The 13,037-nt window shown below is 62.6% G+C and carries 10 protein-coding genes; 1 reads left to right on the top strand and 9 read right to left on the bottom strand.

Going from position 1 to position 13,037, the window contains the following annotated elements:
- A partial coding sequence (locus ACWD4G_RS45270; RefSeq protein ID WP_451304546.1) for a tyrosine-type recombinase/integrase occupies nt 1–745 on the bottom strand: 745 nt, incomplete at its 3' end.
- A gap of 513 nt (nt 746–1,258) precedes the next feature.
- Here ACWD4G_RS45270 and ACWD4G_RS45265 point away from each other — a divergent pair.
- Nucleotides 1,259–2,107 carry a DUF317 domain-containing protein gene (locus ACWD4G_RS45265; protein ID WP_451304544.1) on the top strand — a complete coding sequence of 283 codons (849 nt, stop codon included), beginning with the start codon at nt 1,259–1,261 and terminating at the stop codon, nt 2,105–2,107.
- A gap of 49 nt (nt 2,108–2,156) precedes the next feature.
- Here the strand turns inward: ACWD4G_RS45265 and ACWD4G_RS45260 are convergent, their stop codons facing one another.
- From ACWD4G_RS45260 to ACWD4G_RS45225, 8 genes are all read right to left on the bottom strand, one after another.
- On the bottom strand, nt 2,157–2,624 hold the full coding sequence (locus tag ACWD4G_RS45260; protein WP_451304542.1) for a DNA phosphorothioation-associated protein 4: 468 nt from the start codon (nt 2,622–2,624) through the stop codon (nt 2,157–2,159).
- The gene (locus ACWD4G_RS45255; protein ID WP_451304540.1) at nt 2,624–4,681 is read right to left on the bottom strand and encodes an AAA family ATPase; all 2,058 of its coding nucleotides are present in this window, start codon (nt 4,679–4,681) and stop codon (nt 2,624–2,626) included. The genes ACWD4G_RS45260 and ACWD4G_RS45255 overlap by 1 nt, the downstream gene beginning before the upstream one ends.
- Nucleotides 4,678–4,842, bottom strand: coding sequence for a hypothetical protein (locus tag ACWD4G_RS45250; protein WP_451304538.1), 165 nt, complete (start codon nt 4,840–4,842; stop codon nt 4,678–4,680). Before ACWD4G_RS45250 ends, ACWD4G_RS45255 begins: the two co-directional genes overlap by 4 nt.
- Before the next feature lie 41 nt (nt 4,843–4,883).
- Nucleotides 4,884–7,037, bottom strand: coding sequence for a DEAD/DEAH box helicase family protein (locus ACWD4G_RS45245; protein ID WP_451304536.1), 2,154 nt, complete (start codon nt 7,035–7,037; stop codon nt 4,884–4,886).
- A complete protein-coding gene (locus ACWD4G_RS45240; protein ID WP_451304534.1) occupies nt 7,034–7,930 on the bottom strand; it encodes a hypothetical protein in 897 nt (298 codons plus the stop codon). The genes ACWD4G_RS45245 and ACWD4G_RS45240 overlap by 4 nt, the downstream gene beginning before the upstream one ends.
- Nucleotides 7,931–8,158: 228 nt before the next feature.
- Nucleotides 8,159–10,315: a hypothetical protein gene (locus tag ACWD4G_RS45235; protein WP_451304532.1), complete on the bottom strand. Its 2,157-nt coding sequence runs from the start codon at nt 10,313–10,315 to the stop codon at nt 8,159–8,161.
- 165 nt (nt 10,316–10,480) lie between these two features.
- Nucleotides 10,481–12,211: an ATP-binding protein gene (locus tag ACWD4G_RS45230; RefSeq protein WP_451304530.1), complete on the bottom strand. Its 1,731-nt coding sequence runs from the start codon at nt 12,209–12,211 to the stop codon at nt 10,481–10,483.
- 98 nt (nt 12,212–12,309) lie between these two features.
- Nucleotides 12,310–12,780, bottom strand: a complete 471-nt coding sequence (locus ACWD4G_RS45225) for a hypothetical protein (RefSeq protein ID WP_451304528.1) — start codon at nt 12,778–12,780, stop codon at nt 12,310–12,312.
- Nucleotides 12,781–13,037 lie beyond the last annotated feature (257 nt).

Here is a 13,037-nt window from a genome sequence, read left to right as displayed (position 1 = left end):
CTACGAACGCAAGGCCGAACACTTCCTGGCCTTCACCGCCATCGCCTGCAGCCTCATCTGCTACCGCAGACTCACCAAATGAGACGACGCCTAAGCCGACGATTTCTCCCCAGCGCATGCCGGTGTACCCCTTGAGGACCACGGCAACGAACTCGTCGTCGCGGCCGGAAAGCAGGGCAGCCCGTTCGGCGGTCAGCAGGATGCCAAGCGCGTCGGTGAAGACCTTCTCCGGGCCGCGGTCGCGGGAGCGGCCGGCGCGCTTCCCGCGCCCGCGCCGCCTGGCGGCCGGGTTGGACGTGATCATGCCCGCGTCGATCGCGTCCTCGAAGATCACGTGGAGCGTCGAGCGCCAGGTCTTGACGCTGGAGGCCGCGTAGACGGCCTTCTCCTTCTTCTCCCACAGGTCGACGTCCGTGCGCAGGATGCCGGCCAGCGCCTTGTCCCCGAACTCGGGGAGCAGGTGCTCTTCGATATGGCGCCGGTAGTTCTGCATGGTCGAGGCGGCCAGGTCCTGAGCCTCGTACCAGCGGTTCGCATACTCGCCGAAGGTCTCCTGGCCAAGTGCTCGGTCGCGCCAGTCGCCGCGCCGGTACTTGTTCTCGGCCACGGCTGCCGCCCGTTGCGCCTCGCCCTTGGTGGCGAACCGGATCGCCTTGCCGTTTTCGTCGACGACCGTGAGGTGCTTGCCGGGTGCGATCTTGTATCGGCCGCGCCAGTAGCTTCCGCGCTTCTCCGCGAAACCCAACTTCCGTCGTCCTCCTCCTGCTTTTGGCTTATGGCTGGTGCGACGCGCTACGCAACGGACTCGTACTCGAGGTCTTCCTCCCGCGTGAGCGTTCGGACCCCGACAAGGCCGAACTCTGGCCCAGGCAGGCTCTCCACGACACTCCGGGGCCAACTCGACACGCCGGAGGAGATCACGCGAAGAGACCGAACAAGGTCACACGAAGGGTGGGGAGATCAACGGATCAGGTTTGCTCCATGCCTTAGCAGGGGCTAGGGAAATCGAAATAGCCCCATCACCGGGTACACGATCACATGCGCGGCGGGCGAGTCACCCACAACATCGCTCACAGCAGACGCCCACGGCTGGAGACAACGCTCGACAGCATGTCAACGTACAGGTGCCGGTAAAACACCAGGTCAGCAAGGCGATTCGCATCCATAAGGGGAGCGCGCCCCCGGTCCCTTGCTGCCTCCGCTTGCGGACGTTTCGCCTCTCCTGCGAACGGCCGTCCTGAATCTGGAAGGTATCAACATGACGAGCGATTCCCGCGGCGCCGCTGCCGTACGGGGTATCGACCAGGCCAAGGCGCTCAGGGTCTCCCCTGTCTATCTGGCGGGTGAGGACCGCAGTGGTGCTGCCCGTGTCGTCTATCCGCTCCGAGACGATTTCGGGTGGTCGGTGGGCTCCACCGGTGTTGCGAACGTGGTGCTGGACAGCCCGTGCCGGCGCGCGCGGATCGGCTATCTGCCCACGCACCCCGTCTACACCTCGCTGTGGATCGTGGGTGTCGCTGTGGCTCCTTTGCATCCCTTTGCATGGACGGCAGGGTTCTCACATGGCACTCCGAGTGAGCTCGTTGCCGCGTTCGCCGAAGCTCTCACATACGACCTCGCCGGGGACGGACGAGACGCTTTGCTGGATGACCGCGACCTTGATCTAGTGGTCGCCCCACTCGCCCAGGCCGGCTGGCGGACGACTCACTCGTACGTGGGACCGGAGGACGACGGCGAGGGCGAAGCCACCGAGGGCCTGGGGATCCGCTATGTCTCGCCGGACGGCCTTGCCCGCACACGATGGTTTGACCCCACGGCGGACGATGAAGCAGGTGCCGGTGTCAACCGCGGAGAGGGATGGGACCTGGCTGCTGGCCTGCCAAGGGCGGGCTGGAGAGCCGCCTTCTCGGTGGAGGTTCCGGATCACCTTGTCGCTGCGGTCACTCGGCGGTTGGGGGCCGTGCGACCGGTCTTCCGCGACGAGCGTGAACTCGTCCCCGAACTGCGGGAGCGCCTGATCATTAGTCCCAGCCTCCCCGATGACGCCCTGGAGGCGCAGCGGGGGGAGGCTGGGGAGCGGGGCAGGTCGCGGAGGTCCCGGAGCTGACAAGGGCGGGGTGGGGGAGGCACGAGCGTGTCTCCCCCACCCGGAGTCGTCACCAGTCGAGTTCTCCAGTGGCGAGGATCTCGGTGGTTACGTCGCGTTCCTCGTCAGGTGAGGCAGTAAGAGCCTCCATGACCAGGGCGCTGAGCACTGCCGTTACGTCCCGTCCTCTGCTCGCGTTGAGCTCGCCTTGAATGTAATTCAGGCCCCAGTTCGCGTACTCCTCGAAAATCTGAACGCGTTCCTTGAGCCGGTCGTCTGCCAGGATCTTGGCGTCATCCGGCTTCTCTGCGGCAGCGAGCAGATCGAGGAGCACGTCCCCGAACGGCCGGTTCTCCACTCGGGACAGGTTGATGGGTTCTCCCGTCTTCTCGAATGGTTCCCGCCGCCCCTTGCTCTTACCGAGTGCGGCGGCGAACATGATCGCTTCGTACATGGCTGAGAAAGGGCCGCTCTTGCCCGCCAGAGCGGCCAAGAGGTCTTCGTGATCAGCCGGGCGCCGGAACCGCTCTTCGGCCATCAGACAGTCACCTCTTCCAAAATGGTGTGCTCGAAGTCGCCTCGGGTGACGTACGGCACCGCGCGGTTGTTGATCGTGATGGTCTGCTCCTTGGCGTCTTCCTTGGAGGTGACTGACCGCAGGACGTACATGCGGGATGCGGCTGCCTGCAGGTGTTGCAGAACTTGACCACGCGCCTGGGACTGCGACAGCAGCGTCACGATCTGTGAGGTGAGCTGAGGTAGGGACTCGGCAACCTGGTCCTGGTACTCAATGTCGAGATTACCGAAGGGGGCGTCCATGACGACGGGGTAGACGCCGCCTTCGTCAAGGCTCCCTCGTTCCGTTTTCTGCTTGCGTTCGTGGATCGCCTTGGCCATTTCAGAGACGGCGCCAACGAAGGACAAGCCCAGAATCTGATTCTCACCGGTGCTGCGGATCGCGGCGGGGCCTGCGGCGTTCGCGTGCAGCTTCAGCTCGAACCCAGTGGTCAGTTCCGGCGTGAACGGCTTGATGCAGATCCGCGAGAAGACGTTCTTGACCTTCGTGTCAAGCTCTTGGCGTACTTCGGCGGTGCGTACTTCGAGGATCCGGCCGAATGCCTCCTGGACCTCATCCACGAGCGCCATCTGCCTCTGGATGCGACGGGCTTCGTCATCCTCCACCTTGGCAGCGTGGATCTGGCGGCGCGAGCGAGTAAGGTCCTCCTCCAGGCGTTCTATCTCTTTTTCAGCGTCCCGCTGAGCACCGAGTGCCTCAATACGCTTCTCGTCGAATTCCGTACGCCTGTCCTCCAACTTCTGGACGTCAACTTCACCCCCGCCCTTCAGCTGGCGGGCAATTTCGCTCTCTTCAGCGTCGATTTCATCGATCTTGGCGCCGGCAGACTGAAGGTCACTACTGATACCCCGCAGTTCCCCCAGGAGTGCGTTGCGGGCATCGATGAGTCGTGCTGCGTTGCCGCGGAGGTTCATCCAACGCGCCTGAACGTCGGCTAGCCCCGCGTTGTCCAAACGCCCGGTGAGCGCCGCATGCGCTGGCGAACCGGGGGGCACGGCTGTACCGCACATGCAATAGCCGTCATCCAGCAGCCCGTTGATGAAGTCGCGCTGGATGCCCGCAGGGAGCTCCTGTCGTCTGCGCATGCCCTCTGCGAGATCTATCACGGTCTGGTCGATACCAGCAGTGAAGGCGATGAAGCCACGCTCGGCCAATGCCGTTCGCTGGCGTTCCTGAAGCTCCAGGTAGCGGAGCCTCTCTTGCTCACGGTCCTTGGCCAGCTTTGCCCTGCGCCTCTGGAGCGGGGCGGCTTCACGGTTGTCGAGTAGCGCCTTGTTGGCGGCCTCGACTTCGGCCTCGTAGCTGGAGATATCGGCGGACAGCTTCCGCAGCCGCTCGCGGACTGTCGCCTTCTGGCGCTCAATCTCTTCCTGCGCTTCGGCGAGGGCCTGCAGGCGCCCGCCGCCGAGCTTCTTGGCAACAGTCCTGAGCTTGCGGGACGCCGAGGGAAGGTGATCGTCAATCGCGCGTTCGATCATCTCCAGACCCATGAGGGTCTTGATCGCGCTCTTGACCTCCCCGCTGCCGTCCCCGGTGAACATCCGCTCCATACGCTCACCGTTGAAGAAGAAGAACCGGCGCAGCCCCTCCGGGAGGATCTTCTCGATGCGATCCTGGCCGTTGGTCACCGTATTGCTCTCGCCGCGGCGAGTCTCGGTCACCACCAGCTGCGGCGCGGGCAGGCTCTGTGCCTCGGTCTTCTTGGTTGCCCTGACCTCGCGCAGCACCGCGAAGAGCGCGCCTTCGTGCTCAAACTCCAGCTTCACTGCGGCATGCACCGGGGTACCGAAGGAGGCTTCCTGCCATACGCGGTCGTTGATGACCCGCTCCCGGTGCTCCACATCGTTAGTGAAGGTCCCGTAGAGCGCCCAGGTGAACGCGTTGAGCAGCGTGGTTTTCCCAGCGCCGTTCATACCGAAGACCAAAATGGCGGGTTTATCCTCGGTGACCTCTAGCTTCAGGACGTGCCGCCCCTGGAAAACACGGAAGTTGTCGACGGTCAGCTTGAGCAGCTTCACTTGGCGAGCTCCTTGGCCGCATCGATGATCCGGTCGGCGAGCCTGGTCGGGTTCTGCACGTGCAGGTATTCACGCTCCAGCTCCAGTACGCGTTTCGCCAGTTCCCGGGCTTCCGGTGACAGGCTGTTCAAGATCTCCTTGGCGGTCTCCTGAGCGCTCATCGCCCCTCCTTGCTCGCTCGTACGTCGGCTTGTGTCAGTCATCAGATCTCGAACAGCCCGTAGCGCTGGCGCAGCGGGCGCAGGATGTCCAGCGTGGCAGCCTCGTTCTCCGCGAGTCGCGCAAACTCTGCGACCCGGCTCAACTCACGGGCGACCATCCGGCGTTCCGTCTCCCGATGCAGATCCTCGGCGCCTTCCGGAGGGACGACGATGAAGTCGATGATGTCTGCGAAGTCTTTGCCGGGAGCACGGCGCAGAACCCGACCGCGCCGCTGGATGAACTGGCGTGGGTTGGAGGAACTTGCCACGAGGTAAGCAGTGCGTGCTGCTGGCACGTCCACACCTTCGTCCAGGCACCGCATGGAGAGGAGGACCTGAAGGTCGTCTCCCGTGCTGAAGCGCCGCAGAATCGCGCGGCGCTGCTCACGGGGTGTCTCGGAGACATATTTCGCGGCGGGCATGCGCAGCTCCTGACCGACCATGTGCAGCGCTTGCTCGAGCTGAGTCGGCTCATCCAGATCACCGTTGATGCCGTCGGCAAGGGGATGCCGGCCTTCAGCGCAGTAGAGCAGCTGAAACCAGTCGTCCTCGCGCTTGCTGATCTCGCGGCGCAGCGCTGGGAGTTTGGCGCGTGCGTGTCCCAGGATGTTGGCGCGCTTGCGCAGCAACCTCCCGAGGGGGCTTTCGTCCTCAGCGTCGTCGGCGAACTGCTGCGTGGCCAGCGCCCTGGCGATCTTCTCCGTGACCTGGCCGTACAACTCGGTTTCCTCAGCGTCGAGTTCAACGAGCACTGGGGTGTAGGTGTAGCGGCATAGCGCGCCGCCCTTGATGGCGTCGCCGATGCCCATCTCGAAGACGACCTCGCCGAAGTATTCCTGCAGGGCGGCGGAGCCGACGTCGTCGAACCAGCGCTCCGGCGTCGCCGACAACCCCAGACGGTAGACCGCGGAATCCGGCAGGTGGCCGCGGAGCTGGCGGGCGCCCAGGTTGTGAACCTCGTCGCCGATGAGCATCAGGTGACCACGATGCCGTGCGAGGAGCGGTTGCAGGACGTCCCGGCCAAACGTTGCATTGGTGGTCACGATCACACCGCCACGCGCAGTACCGAGTGCGAGAGCATCGAGCAGGTAGGAGGCTCTTCGGTACCACGAGTCCGTGGACTCGTAAGCTCGGATGGCGGCAATGCCGAACCGTTCCACATCCTGCGCCCACTGGTCCACCAGGTGCTGGTACGGAACAACGATCACCGTCAGCAGCGGCAGATCGGCCTCCTGTTTGAGCCGCTTCGCCAGCTGAGCTGCTGCTGACAGGGCAGTGAGGGTCTTACCCGTTCCGGTGGCCATGCGCAGGATTCCGCGGAAGTTGTGAGCGAACCAGCGTTGGACGGCCTGCTTCTGATAGTCACGCACTTGCAGATCCGCCGGGATAGTCAGCATTCCGTCGGTGTCGGGGCGTGGCAGCGTGATCACGGTGCCGTCGATAGGTGGCTGAGGTACATCCGTGGTTCCGGTCCGCCGTGCGCACTCTTCGATGAGAGGCCGCGCAACATCCGTGAAGGCGAAGACTCGCAGCAGCGGTGTCCGGTCCGCCCATAGTTCCTCGAAGTCCCGGTTTATGCGGACGGCTCGCTCGCTGTCTGCGGGGTGCCAGCTGCGGAACACCTCGATGGACTCGAAGTTGCCTACGAGGCCGGGCAAAGTCTCGTTGGCGCTGCCCTTGAAGGCGACCAAGTCGTGTTCATCGCGGAAGACCCCGATCTTCTCGTGGTACATACCGATGCGGTTGTCTGCGCAGATGTAGGCGAGCTTTATGTCCAGGCGTCCCTCGGCGACGAGCATGCCCAGCTTCCCAAGGCCGGCCGCTGCCCGGGGGTCTTGGCAGGCCTCTTCGAGGTCGCGTAGAGCGGCTCGCTCCAAGACGGCACGCAGCGCGTACCCGGCTTGGATCTGGGCCACGTCCTCCTGCTTGATCTGAGGGGAAGCGACGACCCGGAGATGACCGCCTCGGGTGGCAAAGTCGTCCAGCCCATGGCCTAGGACTGTCAGGACGGAGGCGTTGAAATAGCCGACCGCGCGGTCGTAGTGGGTAGACGCCCTAAGGGCGGGGATGTAGAAGCCCTCTACTAGGTCTGACCGGTCGCTCCGGTAGTCGCTGTCCAGGTTGGTCACCCGCAGGGCACGGCGTGTGGCCATCATGACAGTCCCATCAGATCGATCAGTTCCTCAGCCGACGGGCCGGCCATCTCTGGGCCAGCAGTTGCCTCGCTCTCGGAGTGACCATACGGGGCCATGAGGTCTGCTTCATCCTGGGCGGTGGGCTGCCCGTTGGCGAGTCGGCGCACGATGCCGCCCCTGGTGATGATGTACGGAGCTGTGGAGGCGACTTGCCGCAGAGTGGACGGCTTGATCGTGAATGTTCGGGCGAGGTTTCGCTCCAAGTCCTCGAAGGAGATGGTTCCTCCTGCGTCGTCGAGTTCTTCCGCAACGAGTTCCCTCACGGAGGTGTAGCGGCGCAGGCCCCAGTGCGTCAGTGCCCACTCACTGATGTCGCTGCGCATGAAGGAATCCTCCGTGGACAGTAGGTATTTCAGGGAGCCCTCGTTGACGTCATCTCCCATACGCTCGGCGAGTTCTTGGAGAGACAAGGGGTGACTCGCTTCGCGTAGGCATAGCTGTGCGCGTTCTTTGAGAGAGCGACGGTGTCGTTTTCGCGATGGAGCTGGAGAGACTTCTGGAGTGGGTAGTTCAAAGAGCTGGAGCTCTTGGCCACGTTTCTCATTGGCGAGCGTCCAGCCTCCGGTGTCTGCCATGACGACCCGATCGTCTGCGAATAGGGCGCTGCGAACGGCCTTGATGTCGCCCGCCTCTGGGAGACGTTGCAGGATCTGAGTGTCGGTGAGCGGATCGGGAGCGTCCCTCAACACGGCGACTACTCGGTCCTCCAGGGTTTGCCCGGACTCAGCCGAGGAGGTTTCTTCTGCTAGGGCCCATCCGCCGCTAGTGGGTATCGCCCGCATGACGCGGGAGGCAAGATCGCGAAGCGCTGGCGGAAGCTGATCGGCCCGTACCAGGAGCGCGCCGAGGGTCACGTGTCTGTCCCCTTGCGCCGTCGCGTAGGCGGCCAACTGCATCAGCGCAGTGCCCAAATCCACTGCATCGGCGGCGGTACCAGCCAACCGGCTGTGGCTTGGGGCAGGGAGATCGGGCTGTGTAGTCATGTGACGCCTCGTCCTGACGGGCTGTGCGCTCTCGGGGATAGGGCCGGCTTGGGCTGGTGCACCTCCAGAACAGAAACGCACCAGCCAGCCTCTAAATCATCAGTCCATGTCGTCCTGGCTGGGCAGCAGGGCGTCGTCCTCAGGCTCTTCCAAAAGGTCAGCCGCCCCAGAGTCGAGTTCCTCTTCGGAGGCCTCAACCGTGTTGACCGATGCTGTGCCACGCTCAGCAAACCACTGCTCGTACGCCTCCTCCGGCACATAGAACCAGTCACGCAAGGCACGCTTGAGCTGGGTACTCGCGTTCTTCTCAGCCTGCGGGAGAAGCTTGGCGTCTTTGCGCCCGGGGCTGCTAAGCCTCAGTGCCTTCAGCTGCTGCCCAGTACACAACTTGAGGTACAGGCCGCGGGCTTCGCTGACCATGCGCTCAAGCGCGGCCATGTCCGTGAGCCACGGAGTGATGTGCTCCTTGGCCGCCGGCGTGAGCAGTGCTTGCAGCCAGAAGTACCGGAAGTAGACCGCCTGTGGCGTGTCCATGTTCGAGATCTGGTTGAGGGGATTGCTGATCTCTTCCTTGTTGAAGGCGAGCCTGCGGTCCTTGGCCTTGCCGTTCTCTTGAGCAAAGAAGGCGTTCCAACCAGCAACGAGGGCGTCAGCGAAATCTGGGAGGTCCTTGAGTTCGGCTCCGTTCGGCATACCCTTACGCAGCTCCCACAATGACCCAAGGGTCATGATGAGACCGAGCTGGCAGGCGTGGGTGTTAAAGACTGCGTAGGCAGCTTTCGCCTGCTTATGGAGAATCGGGCGCCCAGAGTCGAGATATTCACGGACCCGGTACTCCTCGAATGTCGCCCTTCTGGCTTCGAGTGCCTCCCAGGACAGAATGACGTCAGTCTTCTGGTCCTTACTGCCCCGTTGCTTCTGGTCCTGGAAGTGCGCATGACTGTCACGCAGCGTCCAGTAGACGCCGACGCCACTAAACAATGCGTCGTGCGCAAGGACCAGTCCGGTGGCATCGTCTTTGTGCCATCCGTCTTTCAGGCGGGTCAGGGCTCTGGAGTGGGCTGCGTACGGAGCGGTCTTTGACAGCAATGCGAGGAATGCCTTCCCCCACGTCTCAGCAAAACGGTCGCTGATGGCTCCCTTCTCGCCAAGTGGGAACCTGCGATTCCCAATCTCATGCGGCTGGTAGATAAATCCGCCGTCTTCGATGTGTTCAGGGAAGAGACTTTCCAGGTCGAGCTGCTTCCGCATGAACTCGTCTCGATCCGTCTCGCTGGAACGGCCACCAAACTTCAGTGTGACATTTCTCAGGTACTTATCGGGCCCGAAGATGCAACGGTCGACAGCAAACTTCAGCAAGTGAATGTTGGTCAGCACCGACCAGCGAGCCGAGCGAGTGGTGTTCTCCTCGGGGTTGTCGTACTCGACCGCGTACAAAGGTAGGTACGAGTCGTGCTTGTCGGTGCGCAGTTCGCTCAACATCCTCCGCGCAAGCACGTTCGACAATTCGGCGTCAGAAAGGAGAACAATACGCGATTCGGAAGGCGGACGCGCCTCCTTGTTGACGTCTACGAAGAGTTTACGTGCGGCCTCGTGCGGTTCGGTGTGTTCCCCGGTCTGGTCGGGGAACCAACAGACCGCGACGGGAACTTCGATGCCACCCAGGAACGTACTCGGGTCCGCGCCTGCCTGCCGAAGCTCCTTCACCAGCTGGTTGACCTTGTTCTCGTAGAAGGAGCGGAAACGGGCACCGCCAGCCGACTGCTGCCAGCTGTTAGTCATCGTGCGCTCCACAGCAAGGAGCGCCATGGCTCGATGCTGGCCATCGAGCACGACGAGCTGAGATTCAGTCCTGTTCCACCACAGTTTGCCGAAGTTCGCTGGATCCAGCCGATCACCCGCGCCAAGCACTCGCTGCACCTGGAATGAGGTGCCAGCGCGTTCCTGTTGCCACCGTGCGCCAGCGTCCTCCTCCACCGTCGGCTCGCCCAGCGCCGGGAACTTGGATGGCTGGTGATTACGGAAGGGCAGAAGCACCGCGACGATCGGCGGGAAGAAGGCCAGGCGGCCCGCAGGCTGCGGCTTGAGCAAGTAGGGAATCATGTCTTCCGCGACACGGTGGTCGTCCAAGTCACGCTGGAGGAGCTGGTTGAAGTCCATGTCCTCGGCCCGCATCAGCTCACGCACCGGTGCGAGGTTCTTCGTGAGCTGGCGCTCGGGATCATGGGAGTCTTCGCCGAGCCGGGCCTTGGTCATGATGTAGTCCACTCGGCCGGCAGGGGTGGCGAAGCTGCCCCATGTGCCCTGCACGTAGTCGCGGAACGTGAGCGTGGCGCCTGATCCAAACATGGTTTCTTATTGCCTTCCGAGATTCCCTTGGCCTACCGACAGGAGTGGTTCAGACTGCTACTTCATAAAGGATCAGCTGCGCTCCTTCAGGTACTCCTGCGCAAACATTCCCCAGTAACTACGCAGGCTGTCGAAGGCGTCCGGGTCAGGCTGCGAAGCTTCGGCGCGAACGAAGGCCATAAGTAGAAGATCAATCGCTGCCTCTGCATGCCGCGCGAGGTCCACCACAGCGTCCCTGGTCAGACCACCAGCTCCATTGTCGGCAATCTGCTTAATGGGGGCGTAGACGTCCCGGAAGAAGGGGTGCCGATGATTGAGAACAGCCACCGACTTGGCGTTGAGGTGGCGAACCTCCAGCAATTCCTTCCCGAACCACTGGCCATCCAGAAGGATGACGGGCTTCGAGTCAAATTGCATGAGGATCTGGTCGATACGAGGCCTGTCTTCCGGATTGGTCGGGTCCAGTTGAAGATCAGCGATCGCCTGCCTGATAATTTCCCGCTCATTCTCAGGGGGAAGATTCCGTTCCGTCACCACCGCCGGAAATCGCGCTTCCACATCCGCTGCAATCTTCATACTGTCGGCATGCCCGATCTCGACCTGGCGCCTTCCAGAGTCCACTTGGTCCCAGTACGCCCTGATCTCTTTGCGGGCTTGCCTGATTGGACGCTCGAGCCACTTACGCAGTTCCTCCCTCAGCTTGCCTACCGGCTCAGCGCCACGCTTGACGTGACGAACTTGGAAGAACGCGTCAAGCTCGGCAGGAAAGCTGACCTCGATTCCAATGTACCGATTTGCTTTATCGGTGCGCCCGCCGGGCAGCATCCTTGGGACCACATCGTAGTAGATCTCCCGGCCATTGCGCAGGATACTGATCCTGCCTGCGTTCTCATCATTGATGTAGAAATCGCTGATGTCGCGCCCGTTCACGTCGCGGGCACCGCCTTCTCCCCGCTGGGGACGAAACTCCTTCGGCACCAACGCCACGGTTACGTGAACCTTGTTTCCGTCAACCTCCAAATCTCCTTCCTGGACAATGGAACCTCGCACGTCAAGCGGCTTGTACTTGTTGATGATGCGCGGGTTGTCCATGAGGAAGAGCGGGTCATGTAGGGCAATCGGTCGACCTTCAAGCTCAAAGACGCGCCCGGCATCAATAAACTTTCGATAGCTACGGGCAATGAACTTTCGCAGATCACTGATCTTGGCTTGTAGTGAAGTGTCGTACGTCCTTCCGGTCTCTAGGCGATCAATTTTGCCGAAGACAACGAGCGTCCCGGAAGGGAAGGGCTTTCCCTTTTTGTCGAACATCAGCGTTCGGCCCTTGGCGGGCCAATCTTCCACCGTTGCGCTAGTGAGAAACTGCTGCTTACCGGATTTGATCTCCTGCAGATCGATATAGGTGTGGTAAATGCGATCGTCTCCGGGCCTCTTTGTATACACATCGAGGCGCTCGCCCATATTGAGGGCAGCGAGCTTGAGTCCGACGCCGAAACGGCCGAGGCTTCTGCGCTGCCCGTAGCGGGTGCTGTATCCCATGGACAGGACGCGGTGCAGGATCGCTGGGTCGATCCCGATTCCGTTGTCGGCGAAGAGGATTTCATCGATCGCCTTGCGATCGTCAGTGTAGATCGGCATCACACGGAGGATCGTGGCGTTGGCCTCGATGGAGTTGTCCAGTGGTTCGCCCGCGGCAGCAGTCAGGTCGTAGCCAGCATCACGCATGGACTCCAGCGCCTTGCCGACTTGGATCAAGCTGGCGCGGGAATCCTCGGCAGAAAGGAACAGGGGGTTGGTGCTCATAGCGGCCGTCCTTCCGGGCGCACTTGAAAGTCAGCGGGTTTGCGAGGCGGAGGGGCGAGCGCGATGCCCGCCCCTCCCCGCTCACACCAGCGAGAAACTCAGTGGGACAGATCCAGGTTTGTTCGGGCCTGGCGCGCGGCACGGCGGGCCCTGCTGATTCGCTGGCGCATGCGCGGCAGCGGGAGGTTATGCCGTGCGGCGAGGGTCTCGGCATCCTCCCCTACCGCCAGGGAGCGCAGGATGGTCCGGTCGACGAGATTGAACGTCGGCTCGGTACGGATCCAGTCCAGCCACTCGACCTGGTAGAAGCCGTGTTCGCTGTAGCTGGGCTCGCGCAGGCCGGCGGACACGGGATCGCTTGGGGCGATCACCTTACGGCGCTCCAGCACTTCGTAGGCGTGGCCGGTGGCCGAGCGGATGCGGTGCCGGACAGAGCCGGAGGTGCTCTCGTGGTTGCGAAGGAGTTCGTCAAGGGCACGCTCTTGACGTTCCAGGTCGTACGTGTCCCAGGTATCCATCGCGCGCTGCTGCAACGTGGTGACGGCAGCCTTGATGACGTCGCTGAACATGTGTTGTGCGCTCCGTGGTGTGATTGCGGGCCCCATGAGGTGGCTCGCGTTCCGGAAGGAGGGCGAAGGTTGTGTTGTTGAGCGTAGAGGGAACCACTGACAAACGTGGTGCGGCGGGTAAAACTCGGTTGGCAGTTGGCGCCGTACTGCTCCCTCACCCTCTTAGTGGGCGGTTCGTGAGTCTTTGAGTGGGTCTGTTGTCGCCTGATGGTGTGGCGGCGGGGCGGAATCTGGCGGTCCGCGGTTGGTGATCTGGT

It is taken from the genome of Streptomyces sp. NPDC002643 (assembly GCF_053592555.1).
This window is presented reverse-complemented; position numbering and strand designations above follow the sequence as displayed.

Coding starts and splice junctions, on each gene's coding strand:
- ACWD4G_RS45230 (WP_451304530.1), bottom strand. CDS start 12,211: ATGAGCACCAACCCCCTGTTCCTTTCTGCCGAGGATTCCCGCGCCAGC.
- ACWD4G_RS45225 (WP_451304528.1), bottom strand. CDS start 12,780: ATGTTCAGCGACGTCATCAAGGCTGCCGTCACCACGTTGCAGCAGCGC.
- ACWD4G_RS45265 (WP_451304544.1), top strand. CDS start 1,259: ATGACGAGCGATTCCCGCGGCGCCGCTGCCGTACGGGGTATCGACCAG.
- ACWD4G_RS45250 (WP_451304538.1), bottom strand. CDS start 4,842: ATGAGCGCTCAGGAGACCGCCAAGGAGATCTTGAACAGCCTGTCACCG.
- ACWD4G_RS45260 (WP_451304542.1), bottom strand. CDS start 2,624: ATGGCCGAAGAGCGGTTCCGGCGCCCGGCTGATCACGAAGACCTCTTG.
- ACWD4G_RS45235 (WP_451304532.1), bottom strand. CDS start 10,315: ATGACCAAGGCCCGGCTCGGCGAAGACTCCCATGATCCCGAGCGCCAG.
- ACWD4G_RS45245 (WP_451304536.1), bottom strand. CDS start 7,037: ATGATGGCCACACGCCGTGCCCTGCGGGTGACCAACCTGGACAGCGAC.